The 24,381-nt window shown below is 51.1% G+C and carries 30 protein-coding genes; 17 read left to right on the top strand and 13 right to left on the bottom strand.

Features of this window, described 5'->3' with window-relative positions; genetic code table 11:
• Positions 1 to 40: 40 nt before the first annotated feature.
• The 5 genes from ELY25_RS09020 (at position 41) to ELY25_RS09005 (ending at position 4,117) form a co-directional block, all read left to right on the top strand.
• Positions 41 to 379: a hypothetical protein gene (locus ELY25_RS09020; protein WP_126950952.1), complete on the top strand. Its 339-nt coding sequence runs from the start codon at positions 41 to 43 to the stop codon at positions 377 to 379.
• Between the two features lie 235 nt (positions 380 to 614).
• The gene (locus ELY25_RS17785) at positions 615 to 764 is read left to right on the top strand and encodes a hypothetical protein (protein WP_185856330.1); all 150 of its coding nucleotides are present in this window, start codon (positions 615 to 617) and stop codon (positions 762 to 764) included.
• Positions 765 to 1,194: 430 nt separating this feature from the next.
• Positions 1,195 to 2,241, top strand: coding sequence for a type III polyketide synthase (locus ELY25_RS09015; RefSeq protein WP_126950951.1), 1,047 nt, complete (start codon positions 1,195 to 1,197; stop codon positions 2,239 to 2,241).
• Positions 2,242 to 2,255: 14 nt separating this feature from the next.
• Positions 2,256 to 2,975: a methyltransferase domain-containing protein gene (locus ELY25_RS09010; protein ID WP_126950950.1), complete on the top strand. Its 720-nt coding sequence runs from the start codon at positions 2,256 to 2,258 to the stop codon at positions 2,973 to 2,975.
• Positions 2,972 to 4,117 carry an NAD(P)/FAD-dependent oxidoreductase gene (locus tag ELY25_RS09005; RefSeq protein WP_126950949.1) on the top strand — a complete coding sequence of 382 codons (1,146 nt, stop codon included), beginning with the start codon at positions 2,972 to 2,974 and terminating at the stop codon, positions 4,115 to 4,117. Before ELY25_RS09010 ends, ELY25_RS09005 begins: the two co-directional genes overlap by 4 nt.
• A 119-nt stretch (positions 4,118 to 4,236) precedes the next feature.
• Here the strand turns inward: ELY25_RS09005 and ELY25_RS09000 are convergent, their stop codons facing one another.
• Positions 4,237 to 5,103, bottom strand: a complete 867-nt coding sequence (locus tag ELY25_RS09000; protein WP_126950948.1) for an MBL fold metallo-hydrolase — start codon at positions 5,101 to 5,103, stop codon at positions 4,237 to 4,239.
• A gap of 171 nt (positions 5,104 to 5,274) precedes the next feature.
• On the bottom strand, positions 5,275 to 5,649 hold the full coding sequence (locus ELY25_RS08995; RefSeq protein ID WP_126950947.1) for an SPW repeat domain-containing protein: 375 nt from the start codon (positions 5,647 to 5,649) through the stop codon (positions 5,275 to 5,277).
• Positions 5,650 to 5,961: 312 nt separating this feature from the next.
• On the opposite strand from ELY25_RS08995, the gene ELY25_RS08990 reads away from it, so the two are divergent.
• Complete coding sequence (locus ELY25_RS08990) at positions 5,962 to 7,083, top strand: mechanosensitive ion channel family protein (protein ID WP_126950946.1); 1,122 nt, start codon at positions 5,962 to 5,964, stop codon at positions 7,081 to 7,083.
• 453 nt (positions 7,084 to 7,536) lie between these two features.
• Here the strand turns inward: ELY25_RS08990 and ELY25_RS08985 are convergent, their stop codons facing one another.
• Complete coding sequence (locus tag ELY25_RS08985; protein ID WP_126950945.1) at positions 7,537 to 7,746, bottom strand: hypothetical protein; 210 nt, start codon at positions 7,744 to 7,746, stop codon at positions 7,537 to 7,539.
• A 257-nt stretch (positions 7,747 to 8,003) separates the two neighbouring features.
• Between ELY25_RS08985 and ELY25_RS08980 the strand changes: the two genes are divergently transcribed.
• The gene (locus ELY25_RS08980) at positions 8,004 to 8,222 is read left to right on the top strand and encodes a hypothetical protein (RefSeq protein WP_126950944.1); all 219 of its coding nucleotides are present in this window, start codon (positions 8,004 to 8,006) and stop codon (positions 8,220 to 8,222) included.
• 363 nt (positions 8,223 to 8,585) lie between these two features.
• Positions 8,586 to 8,792, top strand: a complete 207-nt coding sequence (locus ELY25_RS08975; protein ID WP_126950943.1) for a hypothetical protein — start codon at positions 8,586 to 8,588, stop codon at positions 8,790 to 8,792.
• Between the two features lie 148 nt (positions 8,793 to 8,940).
• On the opposite strand, the gene ELY25_RS08970 is transcribed toward ELY25_RS08975, so the two are convergent.
• On the bottom strand, positions 8,941 to 9,126 hold the full coding sequence (locus tag ELY25_RS08970) for a hypothetical protein (protein ID WP_126950942.1): 186 nt from the start codon (positions 9,124 to 9,126) through the stop codon (positions 8,941 to 8,943).
• 183 nt (positions 9,127 to 9,309) lie between these two features.
• Here ELY25_RS08970 and ELY25_RS08965 point away from each other — a divergent pair, with 183 nt between their 5' ends.
• Together ELY25_RS08965 and ELY25_RS08960 are read left to right on the top strand one after the other, a co-directional pair.
• Positions 9,310 to 9,891 carry a hemerythrin domain-containing protein gene (locus ELY25_RS08965; protein ID WP_126950941.1) on the top strand — a complete coding sequence of 194 codons (582 nt, stop codon included), beginning with the start codon at positions 9,310 to 9,312 and terminating at the stop codon, positions 9,889 to 9,891.
• Positions 9,892 to 10,071: 180 nt separating this feature from the next.
• On the top strand, positions 10,072 to 11,079 hold the full coding sequence (locus tag ELY25_RS08960) for an aldo/keto reductase (protein WP_126950940.1): 1,008 nt from the start codon (positions 10,072 to 10,074) through the stop codon (positions 11,077 to 11,079).
• 327 nt (positions 11,080 to 11,406) lie between these two features.
• Here ELY25_RS08960 and ELY25_RS08955 read toward each other — a convergent pair whose 3' ends face one another.
• A complete protein-coding gene (locus ELY25_RS08955; RefSeq protein WP_126950939.1) occupies positions 11,407 to 12,180 on the bottom strand; it encodes a dienelactone hydrolase family protein in 774 nt (257 codons plus the stop codon).
• Between the two features lie 163 nt (positions 12,181 to 12,343).
• Here ELY25_RS08955 and ELY25_RS08950 point away from each other — a divergent pair, with 163 nt between their 5' ends.
• The 5 genes from ELY25_RS08950 (at position 12,344) to ELY25_RS08930 (ending at position 14,525) form a co-directional block, all read left to right on the top strand.
• On the top strand, positions 12,344 to 13,024 hold the full coding sequence (locus tag ELY25_RS08950) for a Bax inhibitor-1/YccA family protein (protein WP_126950938.1): 681 nt from the start codon (positions 12,344 to 12,346) through the stop codon (positions 13,022 to 13,024).
• A gap of 83 nt (positions 13,025 to 13,107) precedes the next feature.
• Positions 13,108 to 13,497 (top strand): sulfurtransferase complex subunit TusD, encoded by a 390-nt coding sequence (tusD, locus tag ELY25_RS08945; RefSeq protein ID WP_126950937.1) that lies wholly within the window; start codon positions 13,108 to 13,110, stop codon positions 13,495 to 13,497.
• Between the two features lie 11 nt (positions 13,498 to 13,508).
• Positions 13,509 to 13,874: a sulfurtransferase complex subunit TusC gene (gene tusC / locus ELY25_RS08940; protein WP_126950936.1), complete on the top strand. Its 366-nt coding sequence runs from the start codon at positions 13,509 to 13,511 to the stop codon at positions 13,872 to 13,874.
• Between the two features lie 11 nt (positions 13,875 to 13,885).
• A complete protein-coding gene (tusB, locus tag ELY25_RS08935) occupies positions 13,886 to 14,173 on the top strand; it encodes a sulfurtransferase complex subunit TusB (protein ID WP_126950935.1) in 288 nt (95 codons plus the stop codon).
• Position 14,174: 1 nt separating this feature from the next.
• Positions 14,175 to 14,525: a TusE/DsrC/DsvC family sulfur relay protein gene (locus ELY25_RS08930; RefSeq protein WP_126950934.1), complete on the top strand. Its 351-nt coding sequence runs from the start codon at positions 14,175 to 14,177 to the stop codon at positions 14,523 to 14,525.
• Between the two features lie 6 nt (positions 14,526 to 14,531).
• On the opposite strand, the gene ELY25_RS08925 is transcribed toward ELY25_RS08930, so the two are convergent.
• Both ELY25_RS08925 and ELY25_RS08920 read right to left on the bottom strand, forming a co-directional pair.
• On the bottom strand, positions 14,532 to 15,164 hold the full coding sequence (locus ELY25_RS08925) for a helix-turn-helix domain-containing protein (protein WP_126950933.1): 633 nt from the start codon (positions 15,162 to 15,164) through the stop codon (positions 14,532 to 14,534).
• A gap of 55 nt (positions 15,165 to 15,219) precedes the next feature.
• Positions 15,220 to 16,161 carry a histone deacetylase family protein gene (locus tag ELY25_RS08920; protein ID WP_126950932.1) on the bottom strand — a complete coding sequence of 314 codons (942 nt, stop codon included), beginning with the start codon at positions 16,159 to 16,161 and terminating at the stop codon, positions 15,220 to 15,222.
• Between the two features lie 104 nt (positions 16,162 to 16,265).
• Between ELY25_RS08920 and ELY25_RS08915 the strand changes: the two genes are divergently transcribed.
• On the top strand, positions 16,266 to 19,013 hold the full coding sequence (locus tag ELY25_RS08915; protein WP_126950931.1) for a bifunctional acetate--CoA ligase family protein/GNAT family N-acetyltransferase: 2,748 nt from the start codon (positions 16,266 to 16,268) through the stop codon (positions 19,011 to 19,013).
• A 71-nt stretch (positions 19,014 to 19,084) separates the two neighbouring features.
• Here ELY25_RS08915 and pdxH read toward each other — a convergent pair whose 3' ends face one another.
• From pdxH to ELY25_RS08895, 4 genes are all read right to left on the bottom strand, one after another.
• The gene (gene pdxH / locus ELY25_RS08910; RefSeq protein ID WP_126950930.1) at positions 19,085 to 19,729 is read right to left on the bottom strand and encodes a pyridoxamine 5'-phosphate oxidase; all 645 of its coding nucleotides are present in this window, start codon (positions 19,727 to 19,729) and stop codon (positions 19,085 to 19,087) included.
• Positions 19,730 to 19,794: 65 nt separating this feature from the next.
• Positions 19,795 to 20,193: a DUF2069 domain-containing protein gene (locus ELY25_RS08905; protein WP_126950929.1), complete on the bottom strand. Its 399-nt coding sequence runs from the start codon at positions 20,191 to 20,193 to the stop codon at positions 19,795 to 19,797.
• Positions 20,190 to 20,813 carry an NAD(P)H:quinone oxidoreductase gene (wrbA, locus tag ELY25_RS08900; RefSeq protein ID WP_126950928.1) on the bottom strand — a complete coding sequence of 208 codons (624 nt, stop codon included), beginning with the start codon at positions 20,811 to 20,813 and terminating at the stop codon, positions 20,190 to 20,192. The genes ELY25_RS08905 and wrbA overlap by 4 nt, the downstream gene beginning before the upstream one ends.
• Positions 20,814 to 20,898: 85 nt before the next feature.
• On the bottom strand, positions 20,899 to 21,345 hold the full coding sequence (locus tag ELY25_RS08895; RefSeq protein WP_126950927.1) for a gamma-glutamylcyclotransferase family protein: 447 nt from the start codon (positions 21,343 to 21,345) through the stop codon (positions 20,899 to 20,901).
• A gap of 131 nt (positions 21,346 to 21,476) precedes the next feature.
• On the opposite strand from ELY25_RS08895, the gene smrA reads away from it, so the two are divergent.
• Complete coding sequence (smrA, locus tag ELY25_RS08890) at positions 21,477 to 22,067, top strand: DNA endonuclease SmrA (protein WP_126950926.1); 591 nt, start codon at positions 21,477 to 21,479, stop codon at positions 22,065 to 22,067.
• Between the two features lie 90 nt (positions 22,068 to 22,157).
• On the opposite strand, the gene ELY25_RS08885 is transcribed toward smrA, so the two are convergent.
• The gene (locus tag ELY25_RS08885; protein WP_126950925.1) at positions 22,158 to 22,700 is read right to left on the bottom strand and encodes a DUF934 domain-containing protein; all 543 of its coding nucleotides are present in this window, start codon (positions 22,698 to 22,700) and stop codon (positions 22,158 to 22,160) included.
• Positions 22,690 to 24,345 (bottom strand): nitrite/sulfite reductase, encoded by a 1,656-nt coding sequence (locus ELY25_RS08880; protein WP_126950924.1) that lies wholly within the window; start codon positions 24,343 to 24,345, stop codon positions 22,690 to 22,692. The genes ELY25_RS08885 and ELY25_RS08880 overlap by 11 nt, the downstream gene beginning before the upstream one ends.
• Positions 24,346 to 24,381 lie beyond the last annotated feature (36 nt).

Genomic DNA, 24,381 nt, shown 5'->3' with positions numbered 1-24,381 from the left:
GGCTATGCTTCTAATACACCCAACGCTAAGGAGATGGAACATGCCACTGCAATGGACTGGCCAAGTGACGCTGCATATCGTGGGCACTATGGAAGAAGAAGCTGTCGTACGAGGGAGCGATCTTGAATTAATCCAGGCTGGCTTGCGTATTATCGATGATGATGAGGTCCGGCATGAGTTCGTCTATCGCTATGACGATCCCTGGTTTGAGCTGGTGATCGACGCCGCCGTCGAGAAGAGCGTCGTGGAGATTGATTCCCTTCTACTAAATGCAAAAGCTGAGGTAAAGGTTGAAGAGCAGGCTAATACACTGGCCGCGACATTCCATCATGATCCCGATATCGACGACGAACCTCTGACGCCTGTTTCGAGCAATTGAACGATTCTCAGCCAGGGTTGACCGATTTGCCAGCGTCTTGTCTGCCATGACAAGGGGAAAAAGCTAGTGCCATAGAAGAAGTCATCACTAAGAGTAAAACACTTCCTTGTTAGCGCTAAGAAGCGCTTTGTCACATTAGATTGGATGGACCGCTAAAATAATGCGGTGCAAGAAATACTAGCGGGCCTGGGTGGAACATCTATAGTTCAAAACACGGATGTTACAGGAGCTAGTCATGTCACGTTCCATTGAGATTAGCGCCCCGGCGAGAACTATCGATAGCATCCTTGAACGGGTCGGGCGGGTGAGTGGTGTTGTGAGTCTATCTCGCCAGAAAGGAGTTTCCTTACCCGCTAAGCTAGGCAAGGTGGAAATAAGCGGCTAGCGGATGTACTGATTGGGTATGTTCCTGATCTTAAAAAGTATATTTGCGCACCGCTTAAAAGCCGCAGGGTATAGCATTGAGGTAATGGCAGGCTTGGGTCAAGTTGCTAGCGCTAATGACTTATCGCGACGTACTAATTGATCACTTTTATTAATTAAGAAGCCAAGAAAGCTATATAAAGCCACTGAGCGTTTCAATCCCCGCCGTCTTTATACTAGGTTTTCTAAAAGCCCTGTTTTTATAGTTAGGATTAAGGCTTCTTCGTGGAGCCATGGGTAGCTGCTGGGTACTTGTTTCTACACAGAAGTTGATAGTAGGTCTAAAGCTTTCCTTTGTTTCCATTGGAAATTTCTTCAGAAAATAACCGCGGTAATAAATAGAACTTGTCTCCCTGAATTCAAGCAATACTAAGGTAGTGAGGAGCTAGAAAATGAATCCGGCCTACATCAATAGCATTGCCTCTGCTGTCCCGGACTTTGATATACATAGCAAGTTCATCGATTACGCTCCTCGGCTTCTGCCGGATACGCGTTCAGTTAAAGTGTTTCAGCGGATGGCTGAGCGCTCACAGATAGAGCATAGATATTCGTTTCTTCAACCTCATGCGGGTGACGACGAACTGGATGCGGCGGGTTTCTATCAAAACCACGCTTTTCCTGATACTCAGACGCGCATGAAGTTTTACGAACGCTGCGCTTTCACTTTGGCAAAGCGTGCCCTGGACCAGCTCGACCTCACCGGCACAACCCATTTGATTACAACAACCTGCACAGGCTTTTATGCCCCAGGGCTGGATCATCAGGTGATTAAGCATTATGGGTTGCCAGGGAGTATTGAACGCACCACTGTCGGTTTCATGGGCTGTTATGCTGCGATCAACGCACTGAAGCTGGCTCGACATATTGTGCGCTCGGAGCCGCACGCCAAGGTGCTGGTACTTAATCTTGAACTCTGCACGTTGCATCTCAAGTCTGCGGGAACGCTTGAAGAGATTTTATCATTCGCAATTTTTTCCGACGGCTGTGCGGCAAGTATCGTATCGTCGAAGCCTGTTGGTCTCGAAATCCAAAGTTTCCACTCTGATGTTCTGCCGGAAACCGAAGCCTTGATTACCTGGCATATTGGTAATCAAGGCTTCGATATGCACTTATCAGGCAAAGTACCGGGTGCCATTGCCAAAAACCTACCGCTTGTAATGAATAAGCTGCTAGGCGGTTATACGCACAATGATATTGCGCTTTGGGCGATTCACCCTGGCGGGCGTACGGTGTTGGATGCAGTAAAGACAGGCGCAGGGCTTGAAGAGCTAGAGCTTACCGAGTCGCGAGAGGTGCTTAGGAAGTTCGGTAATATGTCATCGGCCACTATCATGTTTGTGCTTCAGGATATGTTGAATAACTCAGCGAGGTCGGGCCCCGGTCTGGCAATGGCGTTCGGCCCTGGGCTAACTGTCGAAAGCATGCGTTTCGTACTTTAGGGATAAAGCGAGTAATGCCGGATTTCAGTCAACGCAGTAATGAAAAGGAACTCATGGATGAAGAAGATATCTCGTTTGAAGAATTCCACGATTGTCTCAAGGGCCTTGAGCGTATCAATCATCTTACACTGGCTTATCGTCCGACCCTGCACTGGCTTCGCCCATGGGTAGAAAACCATAAACGTCTCTTTGTACTTGATGTGGCCAGTGGTGGTGGTGACATGTTGCGCCAGATCGTCGAGAAATGGCCTGCTCGTGTTACGCCGAAAGCTGGTTACCATCTGGTAGGGGTAGACCTGAACCCATGGTCGAAAAAGTCCGCCGAATCCTGGCCACAGCCTCCTGCTATACGCTACGAAACGGCGGATGTGTTTGCGTTCGAGCCAGATCAGCCCATCGATATCGTTATATCGTCGCTATTTACTCATCACCTTACCGACAAGCAAATTGTGGATTTCCTGCGCTGGATGGACCGCCGCGCGTGCAAAGGCTGGTTTATTAACGATCTGCATCGACATCCCATCCCGTATTATTTTATCAGGGCGGCCACTGCACTCTTTAGCCGCAACCGGTTAATCCGTAATGATGCCGCTGTGTCGGTGGCGCGCGCTTTAACGGTGGCGGATTGGCAGCGTCTGATCAATAAAGCAGAGCTCAATGGAGATGTGCGTGTTCAGTGGTTTTTTCCTTTCCGCCTTTGCGTTTCCTGTAATAAGGAAGCACCTATCCGATGAGTGAAGAAACGGTAATCATAGGCGGCGGGCCAGCGGGAGCTGCCGCGGCCATTAAATTATCCAGGCAAGGCATGCCGGTGCGCCTTCTGGAACGAAAATCGGGTCCGCATCATAAAGTTTGCGGCGAATTTATTAGCTTTGAAGCTGCACAACACCTAGAGGAGCTGGGGGTGGATTTAGCGGCGTTAGGGGCTGAGCCTATTCGTCACGTTCGTTTTTATAATGGCGAGAACGAACTTGCTTTTGACCTGCCTTTTACCGCATGGAGTCTGTCCCGACGCTTACTGGATTCAACTTTGATCGAGCAGGCGCAATGTGCGGGTGCAAACGTTGAGCTGGGAACGGCAGTCAAGCAGTTATCGCGCACTGACGATGGTTGGAGATTGGTTTCCAGACGCCAGTCGAGTGAAGGGCAAGCCAGTACAGCGTTTTCAGCACAAACGGTGTTTCTGGCCAGTGGAAAGCATGAACTGCGCAACTGGAAGCGTAAGGTGGAGGCGTCTCATCGCAATGATTTGATTGGCCTCAAGATGCACTTTAACCCCATCGAATTGCAGCAGCCTCAATGGCGAAACACCGTTGAAATTCATTTGTTCAATGGCGGTTACGCCGGTCTCGAACCGATAGAGAAGGGGAGGGTCAATCTCTGCTTTTTGATCAGCCAAGATATATATAAAGCATGCGGTGGTAATTGGCCTGGGGTACTCGACTGGCTTGGTCGTACTTCCTCTCATATGAAGCAGCGGCTCGCCACGCTAACGCCTCGCTGGTGTGAGCCCCTAGCCGTCTCCGGTATTCCTTATGGATATATTCGTTCACCCGATGACTCGGTGCCCAGCCTGTTTTCACTGGGGGATCAGGCGGCGGTGATCCCATCGTTTGCAGGTGATGGAATTGCCATTGCCCTGCATACAGCCACACTTGCAGCCCATGTTCACGCCGCGGGTGGCGATTCCAGCACGTATCAACGCCTGGCTTTTAACGATCTAACCCAACCAGTGCGTGAGGCCGAGCGGCTTGCCAGCATGCTATCCCATCGCTTGGGGCGCAAGGCGGCTTTCGCTTGCGCTAGGCTATGGCCAACGTTACCGCGTGAAATGATACTCCGGACGCGAGTTGGCCTATCCCAGCTTATGCAATAAGTGTCTTATAGAGCGGCTATGATTTAAAGTTGAAAAACAGTGCTCTTGTTCCAAAGAGTGGTGTCTGGCTGAAACTGTCACGATCTTCAATCTTAAGTATTATTTATAGCCGTCTTGTGTCAGCGGCGAAGGTGATGCGCTGGTACTCGTGCGGAGCGGCCCGATAGTCGTTCAAACTCCACCACATCGTGAGAACAAAAAAGCTCCACTTGATCGCCTTGCACGCGGCGGAGTTCTCGCAAACGCTGCTGATTATTGAGCCGTGCCTGGCGATCCTTCTCCATCAAAGTCTGGTAAAAACGCAGGCCAAGAGTACAAGAGGGCGACTGTAGATCCATTTCATGATGATGAAAATAGGCATCACCGGCCTGCAATAGCCATTTATCATCCAGTTTTACAGCTACGCCACAGTGACCATGAGTATGACCGGGCAAGGGGATCAGGCGAATATTGTTGGGTACGCCCTCAAGCTGGCTAACAGAGGAGAAGCCGAACCAGTCTTCCCCTTCGTTGACCCTATACAACCGCCAGTTTGGTTTGGTTGACCACTGCTGTGGCCGAAATCTTTGTTGATCCAACCATGTCAGTTGCTTTAGCGCGTAGTCGCACTCTTCTTGCAGCATATGGACAGTGGCGTGGGGGAAATCGTCTAGCCCGCCAGCGTGATCGAAATCCAGATGGGTCAAAACGATGTGACGGACGTCAGAAGCGTTAAATCCCAAACTTTCAACCTGACGAACTGCTGTCATCTCTTCCCGAAAATTGGGACTCACCATTGTCAAAAATAAACCGCTCAATCGACTTTTCGGGTTACGCACATCCTCAAGCCCAAGCCCAGTGTCTACCAGAATGAGTCCATGATCTGCTTCAAGCAACAGACAGTGGCAGGTGAGATGACCACGCTTGACCAGTGATCGAGTTTGGCCATCCATCAGCTTACCGCCAAGGGGGCAGGTCGAAATGCAGTTCAAGTGATGAATGAACACGTGAGCCCTCCTTTAGCTGCCAAGCTCAAAACATAATGGCGATCAGTAACCTAACCCGATAGCGATGCAGTATGACAGGCAACCATCGGTTCACTCCGGTATCTTCAGCAAACGGGTTTCCTTGGGCGTTGAAACATTCTGACCTTTTTTGGTCCTTAATCCTAATGGTACTCAGGTTCGGTTCTTAGAGGCTGGCAGATTTCTCGGCTGCTTTTCTGTGGTGATACTGGCGCCGATCTCGAGAAGACCAAGGATGACATGAGGCAGATAGACCGTATCCGCAAAGCCGAAAAGCCAGGGAGAAACCAACAATAGAATACCGCTGACTAAGTCCATGGTGAGGTGTAGCGGCATTGGAATTAAGTGCATGAGCCCAAGCTCATACTTCGTCATGATGGCTGAGGCCAGCATAACCACACCTAGAATGATTGGCACCCACTGAGCGGCGCCTCCCGTGGCAAAGCCAAAAAGGAAAGGGGCTACGATGAGCAGCAGGCCCATCAGATAATCAACCATTCCGTGTACCCGAGTTGAGATGAAACGCATGGCGAACCTCCTTATATCTCGAGTGATCAAAACGAGGGCTTATCCCACATTACAATCAACATAGCATAGGAGGTCCGGGAGTCCAGTGGGATGTAGGGCTAGATTTTCATTATCGGAAAGTAAGCACATCCGTGCCATCCAGAGCATTAGTTCGAGCGAATATGGCTGAATCGAGTACGTAACAACCCATTGCTTCAGTATTTAAGCCCTACCAACTTATTTAAGAGAGGCGGTTCACGCTATGCAGCGTGTCCTAATTTATTAGCCATACTGTCAGGGTCATAGTTCATACTACATAAAAGGGCATTTTATATGTTTGATTGGGATTTGTGGCGCTCATGGGAGGAATGGATATCCCAGCCTGTCTTTCTGAACTTTGTCTTGGTGGTAGGCATCGCTATTGCCAGCTATTTCGCGCTTCGAATACTAATGAGCTCAATTACTGCTCGAGTCACCAGTTGGTTATCACGCAGGAAAGGCCGTCTGAGCCATTATGGCATTGAGGTTTTTAAGCATACCAGTCGTCTGCTCATTGCCGCGATGGCCTTACAAATTGGCTTGGCCATCGTTGATTTGGGGCCAGGGTGGGAAGATCAAGTCAGTCATTTATGGTTTTTGGTGCTGGCGCTGCAGTTCGGTCTGTGGGTTGGCGCCGCTATTGCGTTATGGAAAGAGGAAACCATCAGTGATAAAGCTGGCCAGGATAATCAGCTTACGGTGACCATGGTCGCGCTGACGTTTCGCATTATCCTATGGGCTGTTGTGCTGCTGTCGGTTCTAGCTAACCTTGGCGTGGATATCACCGCGTTTGTAGCAAGCTTAGGGATTGGGGGAATAGCTATTGCCCTTGCTGTGCAGGCATTACTCAGTGATTTGTTCGCTTCTGCTTCTATTGGGGTTGATAAGCCGTTTACCACAGGTAACTTTATTGTCTTCGGCGATATTGCCGGAACGATTGAATACATTGGCCTGAAAACGACACGCATCCGTAGCTTGAGCGGTGAGCAGGTCATTTGTTCGAATACCAAGCTTCTGCAGCAAACCCTACACAATTACAGCAGGATGAAAGAACGGCGCGTGGTGTTCAACCTAGCTATCTCGTTTCGAACACCAATTGATAAAGTGCGTGAGGTTCCGCCGCTTATAAGGCAGGTGATCTCATCAACCAATCAGACTCGTTTCGATCGCGCGCATTTGAGTGCGTTTGCTGATTATGCGTTGAAATTCGAAATCGTCTATTTCGTGTTGAGCGCGGACTACAACGTTTATATGGATATCCAGCAAGCGATTAACTTCTCTCTACTCGAAGAGCTGGATAAACGAGACATCAAGTTTGCCATGCCGGTGCGCGCTCTTGAGTTTCTCGACGAGGTTCCTTTGCCTGAAGGAAGCCGAGCCGGCAAAGACCCCGCCATTTCCCAGGCGGGGCGTTAATGTTTAGTGATCAAAATTGTTGTCGGAGCGATGCATCGGTGAATTCCGGGACGTAGTCCGTGGCCGATTAGGTGACTGCCTTTGCGCACTATTTCCTCGATACTTGTTCCAAGCGTCTTTGGCTTTCTGACGGTTGGCTGGCTTGCGTAGCCAATTTACGAGCGCTAACAATATCCATTTCCTCATACGAACCTCCTGGTTCTTGATGATGAGATGTGCACGCGTGTTTACCTTGAAACTATAGCTCAGCTATCCAGGATGGGTTAAATACTCTACTCGCTTTTCGATACGAGGTCTTCTCCGAGTTCCAGCGCTGTGTCTACTTGTCCATTGCGTGAGGCTTGTCGGGGCTCAAGCTCATTGAAATAGTAGGCGGACGTTTGCGCAGGGAGCTAGGGATTGGTTTTAGCATTGAGCTAAAGGCTGCTTAAAAGATTGCTTGAATGAGAAAGCCTAGACGACTTTAAGGTTGGCTATTTGCTTCGCTTGTTGGGCAACCTCACTTCTTAACTTGGCATTTTCAGCGGCGAGCATTTTCTTTTCAGCCGCTAGCTCATATTTTTCAGCTTCTAGAAACTCAACCCGTCTAATTAATTGATTAATAACCAGACGGCGGTAAATAGCTGAAAATTCCACTCCGGTACCTTGGTGAACAGCAATCATGGTTTTTCTCCATCATGCCGAGGGGCGCTCAGCGGGTAGTATTGCGCTACTATATGCTCTAGGAAAGTATTTTTTGTATGAATGTTATTAAACTAAAGGAGTGATTTGACTAGTATTTATATTTGTTAATAAACTGAGAAAGCCAAGCGTCATTAAAACAAAAGTTAAGTGTATATGGCTTTGATAGGCTGAATATTGTCTTTGAACTTATTTTCTTATCAGATACCTAATTAATATCTTTAGTGAGGAGGACTGCTATGAAACAACACAAAACATGCCAAAAATGTGGTCATGAGTATGTGCCTGAAGCTGAGGCTGAAACTCCCCATGACCATCCATGCAGCTCATGCGGTGCCGAACTCTATGAATCGGCATCTCCTTCTGCTGGGGATGACTCCGGTGAAGAGGAGCATCCCATCGAAAAAGGCCTACGGAAAATTACCGATGGAATAACCGGTAACAAGCATGATGTCTAATTGATCCTCCCATTAACCTAGCTATTACTGGTGCCAGCCCTGTCGGGCTGGCATTTTTTTTATATGTATAACTAACCTGAACGTTCTTACTTTTGTAGGCCTGTATTCATCGGATCATATAACACTGCCAGTTGCTATGCGTTACATTAGTATTCATTACCAAGGCTTGAGCAAGCAAGAGAGCTAGACCCGCTCAAAGATCTGTTGACGTTTCATTCACGGATCCAGCCCTAACGGGTGCTTGAAAGCATAATTTTATTGCTGGATATGCAGCAAGCCGACTATACGCAGTTATTTTCGATATCAGCTAAGCTATAGGTGTGCATGGCATGATGCTATACACACAATAAGGAGTAATTTTAAATGGCATTTCCGAAACGATGTGCCCAGTGTGGCAGCGAAGATCTCCGTTTCCCTGATCATACCGATGAAGATGAAACTATTTACTGCAATTCCTGTAATGCCGTGGTTGGAGATAAGAAAGACCTAGCAAAAGAGGAGTTAGATGATGAAGGTGAGGGCGACCATCAAGTTGAGTCGCTGCTTAGATCGTTAAGTGGTAAGAAATAACCCATCCCCCTGTTTCCTACATCATTATCGTCCACCAGTCCGTGCCGCGGTAAGACTGGTGGATGCTTAAGTAATGATAGATCCCAAGTTCAGCCTGGAGCCTTTACGTAGCCTGCTTTGTTACTTAACGGGCAGGCTACGTAGCTAATTAACCAGCATATTTTTCGTTGAGCTCATTCACCACTTCATCGGCTTCAGGCTTGGTCGTGCAGCGCTTACGCACCAGGTCACCATCCCGTTGTTCAGCGTCACGCGTATCCACTACCCACCACTCGGGCTGCGCATCAATTTCAATGCCTTCCTGAACTGCTCTGTAAACCATAAACGTTGCCATCATCCACTCCTTGGTTTGTCAAGCCGGTTTGTTAATACTCTTATAACGTAGCTTATGAAGTGAGGCTTGAATACCGGACATGTTTTAGGCGTCTGTTAGTGAGCTTGGAAATAACTATCCGAAGGTGCTAACTTGAAAGGGAGCTGGCGGCTCATAGTCTATTAATGAGAGGGAGAGGAAGGTATGGATAACCACACGCAAGGCCAGTCAGGCAACGGATTGGACGTTATAAATATTTTAACGACCGATCATCAGGAAATGCTGGAGTTACTAACCCAGGTAGAAAGCACAAACGATCCCAAGCAGCGTCGGGATCTCATAGATACGGCAATTGCCGAAGTAATGCGTCATGCGGTAGCTGAGGAAATGTATGTTTACCCAGCAATGGAGAAACATATCCCCAATGGCCGCGATGAAGTCGAGCATGACAAGAAAGAGCATGATGAACTCGTCAAGGTCATGAAAAAGCTAGAGGATGTTGATGCCTCTGATCCATCTTTTATGGCGCTGACTAAAGAGATGGAAAAACAGCTTCGCCATCATATTGATGATGAAGAATCTGATCAATTTCCTAAACTACGCACCCATATTTCTGGCAATGAGCTTATCAACTTGGGTGAAAAAGTCGAAAATGCCAAAAAGCTGGCGCCGACACGCCCGCACCCCAGCTCACCTCATTCAGAGCTATTTCATAAAAGTGTTGGGCCAGGGGTAGGAATGATCGATAGGCTCCTGGATAAGCTTCAAGGGCGCCATACCGGTTAACACTGCCTAAAAGCTGGCGTTACTTTTTTAGCCTCAGAGGTCATCCTTTGAGGCTTTTATGTGTCTATCGCCTTCAAGGCTATGGCTCACTATGGCGGCGCGCTTTACACATAGTTGATTGAACTGTTAATCATTATGCGGCATAACAATACGCAGAAATTTCCTTTTCAGAGATTGGCTATGTCGATGTTTTTCCAGCGTCTTAAAGAAGTGTCTTCGCCTACTATTGGCCTTGGCTGTATGAACTTGTCTCATGGCTATGGCCAGCATGTGCCGGAGATAGATGCCCTGCGTGCATTGCATGAAGCGTTTGAAATGGGATATCGGCATTTTGATACCGCAACGTTGTATGGCGGCACGACTAATGAGCGCCTGCTTGGCAATGCCTTAAAAGACAAACGCCAGGAGCTGTTGCTGGCCAGCAAGTGCGGTATGGCCATCGATGCTGATAGTGGAAAGCGGGTCATTAACGGGCGCCCGGAAATACTGCGCCAACAGTGTGAGGCAAGCCTTGCGCGTTTAAAGACCGATCATATCGATGTCTATTATCTACACCGGCTAGACCGCGACGTGCCTGTTGAAGAGAGCGTCGGCGCGCTAGGTAAGCTGGTCGATGAAGGTAAGATTGGCGGCGTGGGGCTGTCTGAGGTTTCAGCGCAGACGCTTCATAAAGCGCATAAGGAGTATCCGATAGCGGCAGTGCAGTCGGAGTATTCGCTCTGGACACGCAATCCTGAAATTGCGCTGATTAATGCCTGCCAAGAGCTTAATGTGGCCTTGGTGGCATTTAGCCCGCTAGGGCGTGGCTTTTTGGCAGGTGCTATGCAGGCCGATACGGTTTTTGGCGAGGGAGATATGCGGGCCAATATGCCACGCTTTAACGCTGACAATTTGCCTAAAAACCTAGCAGTGCTATCACGCTTTCAGTCGATAGCCCAATCGCTTGAAGTTACTCCTGCCCAATTGGCACTGGCCTGGGTAAAAGCGCAAGGTAGCCATATCGTTCCCATCCCCGGGACTTGCTCAATCGCCCATATGCGTGAAAATTTGGCAGCTAATAGTCTGACGCTCGATAGTAAATTCCTAAGTGAACTCAATTTGATGATGACGCCTGATCAGGTAGCGGGGAAACGGTATAGCACGGCGCAGCAAATGGATATCGATACTGAAGAGTTTGGTCAGCAGTAAGAGTGATAGAACACGATTTGTTATGGCATGATTTTTTGCTTAGTACGGCTATTGCTTTCAGCAAACGTTGAGCTAGCATTCAGCAGAAGGCTGACTATCGCCAGCCTGATTCAGGTAAGCCGACATGATCAAAGGTTTTATCATCTGTTTTGCGGTACTGTTTGTGCAACTCGCAGTACTGCATGTCGTTGATGCCAGATTATACGCCTCCCAAGATATTCGGCACACCGCTAGCACAGCGGTTACTCCGCCGAAAAATGAGGACAAAGAACTAAAAAGCTAAAAGACGCCACTGGCGATGAGAACCGTCGCCAGTGGCGGTTTGCGTCACTGCAATACGCCATTATTCGATATGTTATTTAGCCATTGCGTAAACGAGGCCCAGGAACGCTCATCTGCTCGCGCCTGGTAACGGTCGCTGCCGAATACGCTAAAGGCGTGGGGTGCGCCTGAATAAATATTTACTTCATAAGTAATCTCAGCCGCTTCTAACGTTTCCATGAGCGTATTAACTTCCTCGAGGCTGACGCTTTCATCGGCACCTCCATGAGCAATGAAGATAGGCGGCGTGGTTTGCGGGTAGTCCTGCCCCTCAGGAGTGGCTAGACTGCCATGAAAGCTTGAGTAGGCCACGACATCATTCGCCTCGCCAGAGCGGGCTATTTCAAGCGCTACGGCGCCTCCAAAGCAGTAGCCAAGTAATACGGTTGACTCGGCTGCGCCTTGCTCCCGGGCCTGGGTTAAGCCTGCCAAGGTTAATTGACGCATTCGCGCTCTATCTTCATACAGCTGGCTGGTAGCCGCTTGTTTATGTTCAACTGCCTGGGGGCGGTTTCCGGCACCGAAAAGGTCAATGGCAAATGCGTCATAACCTTCATTGGCTAGCATATCGGCTCGCTGGCGTTCGTAGTCATCCACGCCATCCCAGTCATGGATAATCAGTACCGTGCCTTTTGATTCATTAATGGCTGAAACGTAGTAGCCTTCAAATGTTTCATCGTTAACTGTATAAGTAATATCTTCCCCCATAGGCGAGAAGGCAAGCGCATTTGCAGCGTAACAAGTCAGTACCAAAGATGAGAAAGAAAGTGTTTTTATCATTGTCTAGGTATCTCTGTTATTCGAAAAAGTAAGCATAGCTGACTATCCTTTCGTTAGAAAAAGGTTGAGCACTTCAGTTTCGTTACGATAAGGGCTTGCGTCTGGAACTTGGTGGCGGCATGCTGGTCTATTGTAAGCAACATTATTTGGGGAGCATTAAGAAATGGCTTATAACGACCTGAACACGGCACATACGCGGTCAAGCGGTGTTGCCAATAGCGTTAGCACTAACAAGGTGCTACGTAACACTTACGCGTTACTTGCAATGACACTGCTCTTCTCCGCAGTGATGGCAGGCGCCTCGGTTGCCATGGGTATCCAGCAAATGAACATCTTTGTGTTCTTTATTGGTGCCTATGGGTTGATGTTCTTGGTTCATAAAACCGCGAATTCAGCAGCTGGCCTGCTGGCGACCTTTGCGTTTACGGGTTTTATGGGCTTCACGCTAGGGCCGATTATCTCAGCTTATCTAACGCTACCTAACGGTGGTGCGCTGATCATGAATGCGCTGGCAATGACTGGCCTGACATTCTTTGGTCTCTCAGCCGTTGCTTTGACGACCAAGAAAGATTTCAGCTTCCTTGGTAATTTCTTACTGGCTGGCGCGATCGTTTTGATTCTAGCCATGGTGGCTGGATTGGTCTTCAACATTCCAGCGCTTTCACTGATGGTTTCGGCAGGTTTTGTACTGTTTGCTTCTGCCGCGATTCTTTACCAGACCAGTGAAATCATTCACCGCGCGGGCGAAACGAACTACATCCTGGCAACCGTTACGCTGTATGTATCGATCTATAATTTGTTTGTGAGCCTGCTGTCTATTTTGGGTATCATGAGCAACGACTAACGGTTTATAGCGGTTAGTAAACGGGCAGACCCTACCTTGTAGGGTCTGCTTTTTTTTAGGCTATTGAATTTGAGTTTGACGCCATGGAGTATGGTTTATTAGTGATGGGTGCGCCGTATACCAGCCCTGCACCGCACTCAGCATTGCGTTTTGCCCATGCGCTGTTAGCGCAAGGGCACCAGTTAAGCGGCGTGTTCTTTTATCATGAAGGGGTGCACAACGCGTCTTCTTTGATGGCGCCACCGCAGGACGAGCTCAACCTACGCGAGGCTTGGGCTGAGTTGCATCAAGCTCACCAGGTTTCTCTGGATGTATGTATTGCTGCAGCCTTGAGGCGAGGAGTCTTGAGTGAAGCAGAAGCAAAGCGGCATGGCAAAACGTCGTTTAATCTGGAAGCGCCGTTTGAATTAACCGGGCTTGGTCAGCTGTTAACCTTACAGCAGCGCTGTGATCGCTTGATTACATTTGCCTGATAGGAGGCTTGATGGAGGAGTCAAACAGCTTGCTGGTTATTATTCGCCATGCCCCATACAGCTCCAATTTGCTGCGGGAAGGGCTAGACGCAGCACTGGTAGCCGCTGCGTTTGGTCACCCGGTGGATTTACTTTTCCTGGGGCAAGGGGTTACCGCATTGCTTAAAAAGCAGGGCAGTGGTGCTCCGGGTATGAAAGCCACCAGACCCACCATGGATATGCTGGAGATGTACGATATCGAGCAGCTATGGACCTCTGAGGAGACCCTGGAGGCCTTGAGTTTAACGCGCTCCAAATTACGCGATAACGTACAGCTTGTGCAGGCTCAGAAGATGCCTGCTTTCATGAAAAACTATTCGCAGATACTTAATTTTTAGTGGAAAGAGCCATGTTGCATATTTTAACCAAAGCGCCCGATAGTGATGCCGCACGGCAGATGCAGCAAGCAATAGCCGATGACGATGCCATTGTGCTTATCGAAGCAGGCGTACAAGCGGCGCTGCATACTCAGTGGGATGGCTGGGCGCTATATGAATCGCGCGTTTATCTGTTAGCCGAAGATATTACTGCTTGGGGGCTGGATGAGTTTGTTGATAGTCGGGAATTCGCGACGATAGATATGCAAGGATTTATCGGCCTGACTGAGCAGCATACTCAAACGGTGACATGGTACTAATATGTCGAATACAAGAATATACCGTTATCTTGATTCAAATAACCAAATAGGGCTAGACCCCGAAGGATATCTAGTTAAACAGGGCCAGTGGTCAAAACCGGTGGCTGAAATGCTGGCCGACGATGAAGGCTTGTCGTTGACAGAAGCCCATTGGGAAATAATCGAGGTAGTGCGGGATTTTTATTTGCGCTATGAAATGGCGCCGGCCATGCGGCCCTTGGTAAAAGCAGTTAAAAACGCCTTGGGTGAAGAGAAGGGCAAGTCGATTTACCTGATGGCCCTGTTTCCAGGTAGCCCGGCAAAACGTATTGCGCGCCTTGCCGGATTGCCAAAACCCACTAACTGTCTCTAAAGCGGTTTATCCTTCGTCGCCGCGGGTACATACCGACAATACGATAGCGTCATCGGCACTGGTGGATACCAGCGCATGTCCCATGTCGCTATCAAAATAGATACTGTCGCCCTCAGCTAGCATAAGCGGCGCGTAAAATTCGCTATACAGCATGATATCGCCGTGGAGTACCATCAGAAATTCTTCGCCATCATGGCGAACCCACTGGTGATACTCATCAAAACTGCGTGCGCGCACAATGGTCTTGAAAGGGATCATGCGCTTTTGTGCAAGCTGGTGGCCAAGCAGCTCATGCTCGTAGGTAGGCGTTGGATGCAGTTGCCCTTTACCTTTGCGTGTTAAATCTCGCCGCCCCATGGTGTAACGTTCCCGTTTGGGCGGCGTAAATAGCTGCGGCAGGTCAATATTGAGCCCGGTAGTCAGCTTCTGAACCACGCTGAACGTGGGTGACACCTGATCGTTCTCGATTTTCGACAGAGTCGAGCGTGCCAGGCCAGTGCGCTGACTGACATCTTCCAGGGTCCACTGATTGGCCAGGCGTATCTGTTTGAGTCGCTCACCCAGGCATAGCGGTTCAACAAACGCCTTGCGCCCTGAGGCAATACGCAGCGCAGCATGTTCTTCAGAAGTGGCGGTCATAGTCATCACGTAGGAAACAGCATTAACGGCCATAGTACCATAGCGTTAACCTATCCTAGGTGACTTCGGAAAACGGAAGACCCAACAGGGCCTTCAAATGCGCTTCCACACCGCTGGCTAACGATTTGGGGTTGTAGCCACCTTCAAGCACTGAAACGACCCGGTTGTCGGCATAGAGCGTGGCAATTTCCATGGCCATATGGGTCACCCAATAGAAGTCCTCGTCTTCCAGACAGATATCGCCCATGGGGTCATCACGATGCCCATCAAAGCCTGCTGAAATCATCACCAAGTCTGGCTTAAAAGCATGCAGGGCAGGGAGCCACTGCTGCTCGACAAGACGGCGAAATTCTGGTCCCTCCGTACCCGCTTCCAGTGGTGTATTCACCACGTTTTTCCATTCGCTGCGCAAATAGCGCCAAGGGTAGAAAGGGTACTGAAAGCTAGTACAAATCAGCACTTCGGGCCTGTCTTTAAAAATATCGATAGTGCCATTGCACTGATGAACATCAAAATCGAGTATGGCAATACGTTTGGCGCCATAGGTATCACGGGCGTGGGCAGCTCCTACGGCTATATTATTGTAAAAGCAGAATCCCATCGCGTCCGTGGCCTCGGCGTGGTGGCCAGGCGGCCTTACCGCGCAAAAAACATTATCCGCCTGGCTTTTGAATACCTGATCTACTCCCTTAATAACCGCCCCAGCCGCGACTCGAGCCGCTTTGAGACTATCTGGGTTCATGAGTGTTTCGCTATCCAGCACGGTGATTCCCTCGCTGGGTACGCACTGTTCCAGGGCAGTCAGGTGCCGGGTGGGATGAACTTTGGCCAGTGCCTCAAAACAGGCTTCCTTGGCATCCGCCTGCATGGTTTGCTGTAATAATCCGGCTAGCGACAGGCGCGCACGAATTGCTTCCAGACGCTGCGGGCATTCAGGGTGTTCAGGCCCCATATGGTGTAATGAACAATCCGGATGGGTAAGGTAGGCAGTGATCATTCAGGCGCTCCATTCTATTGAGGTCACCTTAATCGTCTTAGGGGCTTGCGCAACAGTGTCCATAAGTCGTACACAGTCGTTATCTATTTTGAGGAGACGCACCCGTGAGTACGCGCTTTTTGCATCATTTTTTTGAGCCTCGAACGCTTGCAGTGTTCGGCGCATCTGAAAAATCGGCCTCGCTGGGTGGGCTAGTGCTTGCCAACCTACAGGAAGGCGGCTTTAAAGGTACGCTGTGGGCTGTCAACCCTAAGGGGTATGATCAGGTGTTTGGCGTGCCCTGTTTCAGAAGTGTAGCGGATTTACCCGAAGTGCCGGATTTAGCCGTGGTCTGTTCACCTATCGACGGTGTGCCCGCGCTTATAGAGCGACTGGGACAGTTTGGCGTTAAAGCGGCGCTGGTACTTTCCGGCGGCGCTTACCTGGACCGGGATCACGATAACAAGGGGTCGATTCGCGAGCGAATGCTCACGGCCGCGCTTGCATCGGGCATCAGGGTGCTTGGCCCGGAATGCATGGGGCTGATTGTTCCCGGTAAACATCTTAACGCCTCCTATGCCAGCCAGCCTGTCAAAGCTGGACGAGTAGCTTACCTGGGCCAGTCGGGCATGTTGGCCAATGGCATGATTGACTGGGCAGCTGGGCGAGGCGTGGGCTTCTCCCATTTGATTACGGTAGGTGACAGTGTTGATGTCCTGTTACCTGATTTAATCGATTACGTTAATCAATTTTCCCCCGCTCAAGCCATTTTGCTTCACCTGGAACGGGTTACCGACGCTCAGCATTTCATGACTTCCCTGCGTGATGCTTCGCGTAACCGACTGGTAGTGGCGATCAAAAGCGGCCGTACGCCACAATCCGATATTTCAGGTATGGCGCCCACGCCGGGTATTGGCAATCGAGATGTAGTGTTTGATGCTGCGTTTGCCCGCGCAGGGGTAGTCCGCGTTAACGATTCAGATGAGCTGCTGGACGCCCTTGAAACATTATCGCGGGTGAAGCCGCTGCGTGGTGACCGGCTGGCGATTGTATCCAATGGTTTAGGGCCGGCCATGCTGGCGATCGATAAGCTGATCAGCGCAGGTGGCAAGTTGGCTGTGTTCAGCGAGGAGACTCAGGCCGCCCTGCATAAAAGCCAGGTGGATATGAGCAAACCCGGTGAAAACCCGGTCGACCTTGGGGGTAACGCATCGTCTGAGAAATTTGTCGAAGCGCTGGAAATTGTGGCCGCCGACCCCAACGTTGATGCGGTGCTGGTGGTGCATGCGCCTACTCGCATGGCACCTTCAGCCCTAACTGCCCAAGCGCTCATAGATAATCGTAAGAAGTTTCGGCGCAACCTGCTGACCAGTTGGATGGGGCTAAAAGAAGCACTCAATGCACGACATCTGTGTAACGTGGCGGGCATTCCTACCTATATTTCGCCGGAAAAAGCCGTCAAAGCATTTATGCATATGGTGGACTATCAGCGTGTGCAAGCCCTGCTGCACGAAATTCCTCCAAGCCTGCCGTTCTCAACCAGCAGCGATATCCGCGCCGAGTGCCGTGCATTGATTGCCAAGGCCAAGGAGCAGGGTAGGCAGACCCTTACCCATTCAGAAACCGCGCAGGTGCTTGAGGCGTATGGGATACCTACTGCACCGAGCGTATACTTCACCCACCCTGATGAGGCCCAAGAGGCAGCGCAGCAAATTCAGGGGCCGATGGCTCTTAAGGTGATTCATGAAGGAAACTGTCGGCCCTATCGCTACCGTAAACATCCTCACAAGATTTCTGCTGGATTGCTACAGGATCTGACAACGGCTAGCCAGGTTGCCGATGGAATGCGCCAGCTGGGTGAAAAGGTGCAGGAAAAGTTTCCTCAGTACGCCATTCGGGAGTACTGTCTGCAGCCCATGCAGCGTGGTAAGCACTCCATGCAAATTTGTGCGGGTATTACCCGCGATCCGGTTTTTGGTCCACTGATTGTCTTCGGGATCGGTGGCTACAAAGTTAACGTACTGGCCGACCGTCAGGTGGCGTTGCCGCCTTTGAACATGAGCCTGGCCGCTGATGTGGTAGGCAGAACTCATGCCGCTTCGTTAATCCGTGAGCATTCCGCCGAGCCTGAGCGCGATATCGCCAGGCTATGCCAGCTACTGGTCAAGCTTTCACAGATGGCATCGGATCTAGTCGATTTGCGCGGCCTTGAGATCAATCCGCTGTTACTCAATCGTGACGGTGCGCTCGCAGTGGATTTTGCAATGGATCTGGGTACTCCGGCTCGATTTGCCATCATGCCTTATCCTGAAGAGCTGCGAGAGTGGGTAACGCTCAAGAACGGCTGGCAGGTAGAAGCACGGCCTATTCGGGCCGAAGATGCGCCATTAATCACTACGTTTCACCGTCAGCTATCCGAAGAGAGCATTCGCTTTCGCTACTTCCACAATAAATCCAATCTTACCCAGCGCGATCTATCGATTCTTTCGCATATCAACTACGACCGCCAAATGGCATTTATCGCTGAACACCAGCACGCAGATGGTAGCAAGGAGATGCTGGGTGTCGTGCGGGTATGGAACGATCCCGACAATATTCGTACCGAGTTTTCGGTGATTATACGCGACGACTTACAGGGCCTGGGGATTGGCAGCCTGTTGATGAAGAAGATGATTGATTACTGTACCCACATTGGCACGCTGGAAATGATCGGTAAGATCATGGTGGACAACCACCCCATGCGGGGATTAATGAAACACCTCGGCTTTACATGCCGGTACAACATGGAAGAGCAAGTAATTGATGCGGTACTGCGCTTGAACGAACCAGAAAGCGAGTGGCAGCGCCATCGCCTGGAAAGCCTGCCGGATTAGCCTTGTTGGCGAAATAAGCGGCCATAAGAAAAGGCCTGCTCATTGTGCAGGCCGGGCGAGCTTTTGATTTATTAAGGTGCTAGACGGAACTGGCCCCATTCACCGCCATCACGTCGCTCGAATCGGATCCGGTCGTGCAGGCGGCTTGGCTGGCCCTGCCAAAACTCGATCATTTCCGGCTTGAGACGATATCCACCCCAATGTATCGGCCGTGGAATATCCTGGCCTTCATAGGCTTGCTCAAAGCGCTTCTGACGCTCTTCTATCCAGTTGCGGTCAGGGATAACCACGCTCTGAGTGGCGATCCAGGCGCCCAACTGGCTGCCGCGAGGGCGGCTGGCAAAATACTCGTTGGACTCATCTGTGGTTACTTGCGCAACGGGGCCTTCAATACGTACCTGGCGAGCTAAAGAGGGCCACCAGAAGGTCATTGCCGCAAACGGAACGTTATTGAGTTCGCTGCCTTTGTGGCTATGGTAATTGGTGAAAAATACCATGCCGCGCTCGTCAAACCCTTTCAATAGCACCACGCGAGCATGGGGGCGCCCCTGGCTATCGACGGTGGCGAGCGTCATGGCATTGGCGTCTTTGCCCTCTTTTTCCATGGCAAGACTGAACCACTCATCGAACAGCACGAAAGGTCCCTGGTTGGCATGTGCTTCATCAAGCCGACCACCTTCATAATCGCGCCGAATGTCGGCAATATGGCGGGTCATTAGCGAATCTCCCTCAACGTTTTAATAATGTTCGCTGCTCTATGAGTAAAGCTCAAGTATGGTTACTAACGGCCTGCCTGGCGTTGCTGCCGACTGCGAAAACGTGCATAGGCCATGCAGCTTGCAAAGAGCAGCAAGGATACGAGTGCTTCGAGGCTACCACTCCACGTTTGCCCCGGCACAGCCGCCAGCATGACCCCTTGGGTAACATAAAGCAGGCTCACAAAGGCAAGCCATGCATGGCCGCGGGCGCGTTGGCCAATAATCGAGGGCAGGAAAAGAACCAAGGGGAGAACAAACGCAACGATGGGTCGCCAATCAAGTTCATCGCCTTGAATCAAAAAACCACGATAAATAACCAGCAGTAGCAAGATGACAAAACTTGCTATAACCCACTGACGTGAGCGTTGGGTTAGCCTGTCTAGCCCATGGCGCTGTTCAAGCTCGGCGAGCCACTGCTTCATAACGCTTCCCGGCGCATGCTATTAAGTGCCAGGGCCAGCTTGGCAAGACGTTTTCCCTGAGCCACGCATAACGCGCGTTCCTGGTCATCGACAGAGCGGTCGCTGCGTGCCCCCGCCAGGTGGCTAGCCCCGTAAGGCGTACCTCCGCCCTGGGTGCTTAGCAGGGCGGTTTCGCTGTAAGGAATGCCAGCATATACCATGCCGTGGTGCAGTAAGGGTACCAGCATAGTAAGCAGGGTGCTTTCCTGGCCACCGTGCAGGCTTGATGTTGAAGTAAAAGCGCAGGCGGGTTTGTCCACTAGAGCGCCGTTCATCCATAAGCTGCTGGTGGTGTCCAGAAAGTATTTCAACGGCGCGGCCATATTGCCAAAGCGGGTAGGACTACCCAGTGCAAGAGCACTACAGTTGCGTAAGTCGTCAAGTTCCACATATACCGCACCCTCTTCAGGGATATCCGGAGCAACCGCTTCGCAGGTAGGCGATACCGGTGGCACTGTGCGCAAGCGGGCTTCAATGCCTGCAATGCTTTCAATGCCTGCCGCCATTTGCCGCGCCATTTCTGCCGTTGCCCCAGAGCGGGAGTAGTAAAGAACTAAAACGTAAGGGGTAGTATCACTCATCATGTTTCCTTCATCCTGGAAGAAGGGCTACCAAAGCCATGTCTGAGCCTATGGTATCAGAGCTATCTTGCCGGCAGGAGATGGTTTAGTACGATGGATGAGCAAGTTGGCTGGTTTCAGGCAGCCTGACATATACCCATACTGAGCTGCCATCGACGAGTTTTTTCTTCACTCGTTCATAGCGAACGCCCAAACGCTCGTAACGATCAAGTCGCTCAAGCTGATCGGCGCTTACCTCAAGCTTTAGCCCTTCAACGCGGCTACCTGGCAGGGGGGAAAGATCAAGCCCGTTGCGTTGATACCCCTCAAGTGTCGCCGCCTGTGGGTTACCTGAGCCACCCATTACTACCCAACGAATGGCGGTATAGCGTAGCGTGCCGTAAACAAACACGTTGTGTGTGCGTTGCTCAATAGAAGGCATCTCTTCAGACGGTGAATAGAACCACGGGCTTAGCATGGTTAACCATAACCAGGTAGCCAATCCAAGTACGAGCACCCCCGTTATTTGTAACAACTTCTTAATCCAGACCATGACGCTTCCTTACGTATGATTAGGCCTACAGCTTGGCGTGAGTCGTACGCTCAAGCAAGTAGCGCGAATTATTTAAGCAATGGCGCAGGGTTTGCTAGGATAAACACTAGACCCCATCGGAGGAGCCTGTAATGAACCAGCCACTTCGTCACGACATGGATTTTCGAGCATTTATTGGCGATGTTAAGCCACTGGCACACAGCAACCGTGCTGATGCAGGCAGCCATCGAAAACGCCCATCAGAAGCACAGCTGGCACGCCGGGAGAGTGCTCAAGAAGCGCTTGGTGAGCGCAACTTTCTCTCCGATGACTTTGTCGATCTGGTAGCCCCGTTTGATCCTATCGAATATCGGCGCGAAGGTATCCAGCAAGGTGTTGTCGATAAGCTAAGGCACGGCGGATATAGCGTGCAGGCCCAGCTTCATCTGTTGCGCCGCCCATTGGCAGAATGCCGGCGAATGCTATTCCCTTTTATTCAGGAAGCTTACGCTAACGATCTGCGCTCGGTGATGATTGTTCATGGAAGAGGGCGTGAACTGGACAGCCCAGCCAATGTACTGCGCTCCTATCTAGCCAAGTGGCTTAGCCAGTTTGAAGAGGTGCAGGCTTATGTATCGGCGCAGCCCTCAGAAGGTGGCCTGGGTGCCACTTGGGTGATGCTGCGTAAAAGCGAGCGGGCAAAAGCCAATAACCGTGAGCGCCAGCAGAAAAGGCGCGGGTAGGTGTAGTCCATCGTATAAGCAGTATCTGTAAAGCCGAAATGGCAAAAAGGGCAGCGAAAGCTGCCCTTTTATATTGCCGAGTATCTTGAGTTACTCGCTGGTTGCCAGGCGACGCTCAAACAGTGCCTGACGCTCTTCCACGTCCGTTTGGTAACGCACGCTGAAGGAATTCAGCAGGCGCAGCGCATCTTCAGGGTGCTGATCATCGCGTAGCGCCATGGCGTTGAAGCCACAGCGGCGCATATAGTCGAGCTGGTCAACCAGTACATCGCCTACGGCGCGTACTTCACCAGCGTACTCAAAGCGCTCACGCAGCAGGCGAGCAATTGAGTAGCCACGGCCATCGGTAAAGCTGGGGAAGTCGATCGCCACTGCGGGCAGCGGGTTCAGTTCAGCCGCCAGCTCAGCGTTAAGCTCGGTGTCGCTCAAGAGTAACGGAGCAAGCTCTTCATCCTGCTTGTTGGCCTGCCACAGCGTCAGCGGCACAAAGGCCGGGCGCTGTTCGGGCAGATTGACGGCATCGTAAGAAACGCACCAGGCATTTTCAGCTGCCAGTTCGCCGTCAAGCAGAAGGTGATCAACGTGCACCGGAACCAGTGCTTCTTCAGTCGGGGTATCCACGTTATTTGGCATACACACGCTCTTTAAAGGGTTTCAAGCCAATCCGGCGATAGGTGTCCAGGAAATGCTCGTCTTCATGACGCTCGGCAACGTAGACCTGCAACACTTTTTCGACCACTTCCGGAACGTCCTGACGGAAGAAGGAAGGGCCCAGAATCTTGCCCAGCGATACGTCGTCGGTAGAGTTTCCACCAATCGATATCTGATAAAACTCTTCGCCTTTCTTGTCGACGCCCAGAATACCAATATGGCCCACGTGGTGGTGACCACAGGCGTTCATGCAGCCTGATATATTAAGATCTAGCGGCCCCAGGTCATACAGGAAATCCAGATCCTCAAAGCGCTCCTGCAGGGCTTGGGCAATGGGGATCGACACCGCATTGGCCAGGCTGCAGTAGTCGCCGCCCGGGCAGCAGATAATATCGTTCAGCGTACCCACGGTGGGGTTCGCCATGCCCAACGCTTCAAGCTCGTTCCAGAGCGTTTCGATTTCATCAACCGGCACGTCGGAGAGCACCAGGTTCTGCTCGTGGGTCACGCGCAGTTCGCTAAAGCTGTAGCGATCGGCCAGGTCCGCCACGGCGTCCATCTGATCTGCGGTGACGTCGCCTGGGGCGTGTTCGCGGCGCTTAAGCGACAGCGTGACCGCCTTGTAGCCCGGCACCTTATGGTCGGTAACGTTATTAGTGACAAAACGTGCAAAGCTGCGGTTTTCAGTGCGCAGACGTTCAAAATCAGCGATCGCGCTTTCGGCGACCGGGCGGCGCTCTGGTTCGGGAAAGTGACGCTTGGCAGCATCAACCGCTGCCTGGTTCAGCGTCTGCGGGCCATCTTTTAGATGTGCCCACTCTTCATCAACGCGCCGACGGTACTCTTCGATACCCAACGCCTTGACCAGTATCTTGATACGCGCCTTGAACTTGTTATCTCGACGGCCAAACTGGTTATAAACACGTACGCAGGCTTCCAGGTAGGTCAGCAGATGCTGCCATGGCAAGTCTTCACGGACTACTTCGGCAATCATCGGCGTACGGCCAAGGCCGCCACCCGCCAGTACCTTGATGCGTAATTCGCCTTCCTCATTGCGCCACAGGCGCAGGCCTATGTCGTGGACCTGAATTGCTGCGCGATCCTTGGCCGCACCGGTCACGGCAATCTTGAACTTGCGGGGCAAGTAAGCGAATTCAGGGTGCAGCGTCGACCACTGGCGGATGAGCTCGCACCAAGGGCGCGGGTCTTCCACTTCGTCATTGGCGATACCGGCGAACTGGTCACTGGTGGTATTGCGAATACAGTTGCCGCTGGTTTGAATGGCGTGCATCTGTACTTTCGCAAGTTCGGCCAGAATATCCGGCACGTCTTCTTGGGCTGGCCAGTTTAGCTGAAGGTTCTGCCGGGTAGTAAAGTGCCCATAGCCGCGGTCATAGCGCCGAGTGATATCCGCAAGCGAGCGCAGCTGGTAGCTGGCAAGCATGCCGTACGGGATGGCGATGCGAAGCATCGGCGCATGCCGCTGGATATACAGGCCATTTTGCAGGCGTAGCGGACGAAACTCTTCTTCTCCCAGGCGTCCCGCCAGGTAGCGATCCATCTGGTCGCGAAACTGGGCAACACGCTCATCGACCAGCGTCTGGTCATGAATATCATAACGGTACATGTGGCACGATCCTGCTAAAAGCGAAGTGGTCACGGC

Source organism: Vreelandella populi (assembly GCF_003989825.1).
GTDB lineage: Bacteria > Pseudomonadota > Gammaproteobacteria > Pseudomonadales > Halomonadaceae > Vreelandella > Vreelandella populi.
The sequence above is the reverse complement of the archived record's forward strand: the minus strand, read 5'-3'. Positions and strand labels throughout refer to the sequence as shown.

Excerpts from the sequence above, each read along its gene's own strand:
- ELY25_RS09005 (WP_126950949.1), top strand. The coding sequence starts at position 2,972 with ATGAGTGAAGAAACGGTAATCATAGGCGGCGGGCCAGCGGGAGCTGCC.
- ELY25_RS08930 (WP_126950934.1), top strand. The coding sequence starts at position 14,175 with ATGTCGAATACAAGAATATACCGTTATCTTGATTCAAATAACCAAATA.
- pdxH (WP_126950930.1), bottom strand. The coding sequence starts at position 19,729 with ATGACCCGCCATATTGCCGACATTCGGCGCGATTATGAAGGTGGTCGG.
- tusD (WP_126950937.1), top strand. The coding sequence starts at position 13,108 with ATGGAGTATGGTTTATTAGTGATGGGTGCGCCGTATACCAGCCCTGCA.
- tusB (WP_126950935.1), top strand. The coding sequence starts at position 13,886 with ATGTTGCATATTTTAACCAAAGCGCCCGATAGTGATGCCGCACGGCAG.
- ELY25_RS09015 (WP_126950951.1), top strand. The coding sequence starts at position 1,195 with ATGAATCCGGCCTACATCAATAGCATTGCCTCTGCTGTCCCGGACTTT.
- ELY25_RS08995 (WP_126950947.1), bottom strand. The coding sequence starts at position 5,649 with ATGCGTTTCATCTCAACTCGGGTACACGGAATGGTTGATTATCTGATG.
- ELY25_RS08955 (WP_126950939.1), bottom strand. The coding sequence starts at position 12,180 with ATGATAAAAACACTTTCTTTCTCATCTTTGGTACTGACTTGTTACGCT.
- smrA (WP_126950926.1), top strand. The coding sequence starts at position 21,477 with ATGAACCAGCCACTTCGTCACGACATGGATTTTCGAGCATTTATTGGC.
- ELY25_RS08980 (WP_126950944.1), top strand. The coding sequence starts at position 8,004 with ATGAAACAACACAAAACATGCCAAAAATGTGGTCATGAGTATGTGCCT.
- ELY25_RS08925 (WP_126950933.1), bottom strand. The coding sequence starts at position 15,164 with ATGACCGCCACTTCTGAAGAACATGCTGCGCTGCGTATTGCCTCAGGG.
- ELY25_RS08975 (WP_126950943.1), top strand. The coding sequence starts at position 8,586 with ATGGCATTTCCGAAACGATGTGCCCAGTGTGGCAGCGAAGATCTCCGT.
- ELY25_RS08895 (WP_126950927.1), bottom strand. The coding sequence starts at position 21,345 with ATGGTCTGGATTAAGAAGTTGTTACAAATAACGGGGGTGCTCGTACTT.
- ELY25_RS08885 (WP_126950925.1), bottom strand. The coding sequence starts at position 22,700 with ATGCCAAATAACGTGGATACCCCGACTGAAGAAGCACTGGTTCCGGTG.
- ELY25_RS09010 (WP_126950950.1), top strand. The coding sequence starts at position 2,256 with ATGCCGGATTTCAGTCAACGCAGTAATGAAAAGGAACTCATGGATGAA.
- ELY25_RS08985 (WP_126950945.1), bottom strand. The coding sequence starts at position 7,746 with ATGATTGCTGTTCACCAAGGTACCGGAGTGGAATTTTCAGCTATTTAC.
- ELY25_RS08920 (WP_126950932.1), bottom strand. The coding sequence starts at position 16,161 with ATGATCACTGCCTACCTTACCCATCCGGATTGTTCATTACACCATATG.
- ELY25_RS08960 (WP_126950940.1), top strand. The coding sequence starts at position 10,072 with ATGTCGATGTTTTTCCAGCGTCTTAAAGAAGTGTCTTCGCCTACTATT.
- tusC (WP_126950936.1), top strand. The coding sequence starts at position 13,509 with ATGGAGGAGTCAAACAGCTTGCTGGTTATTATTCGCCATGCCCCATAC.
- ELY25_RS08880 (WP_126950924.1), bottom strand. The coding sequence starts at position 24,345 with ATGTACCGTTATGATATTCATGACCAGACGCTGGTCGATGAGCGTGTT.
- wrbA (WP_126950928.1), bottom strand. The coding sequence starts at position 20,813 with ATGAGTGATACTACCCCTTACGTTTTAGTTCTTTACTACTCCCGCTCT.
- ELY25_RS08905 (WP_126950929.1), bottom strand. The coding sequence starts at position 20,193 with ATGAAGCAGTGGCTCGCCGAGCTTGAACAGCGCCATGGGCTAGACAGG.
- ELY25_RS08965 (WP_126950941.1), top strand. The coding sequence starts at position 9,310 with ATGGATAACCACACGCAAGGCCAGTCAGGCAACGGATTGGACGTTATA.
- ELY25_RS17785 (WP_185856330.1), top strand. The coding sequence starts at position 615 with ATGTCACGTTCCATTGAGATTAGCGCCCCGGCGAGAACTATCGATAGC.
- ELY25_RS09020 (WP_126950952.1), top strand. The coding sequence starts at position 41 with ATGCCACTGCAATGGACTGGCCAAGTGACGCTGCATATCGTGGGCACT.
- ELY25_RS08970 (WP_126950942.1), bottom strand. The coding sequence starts at position 9,126 with ATGGCAACGTTTATGGTTTACAGAGCAGTTCAGGAAGGCATTGAAATT.
- ELY25_RS08950 (WP_126950938.1), top strand. The coding sequence starts at position 12,344 with ATGGCTTATAACGACCTGAACACGGCACATACGCGGTCAAGCGGTGTT.
- ELY25_RS08990 (WP_126950946.1), top strand. The coding sequence starts at position 5,962 with ATGTTTGATTGGGATTTGTGGCGCTCATGGGAGGAATGGATATCCCAG.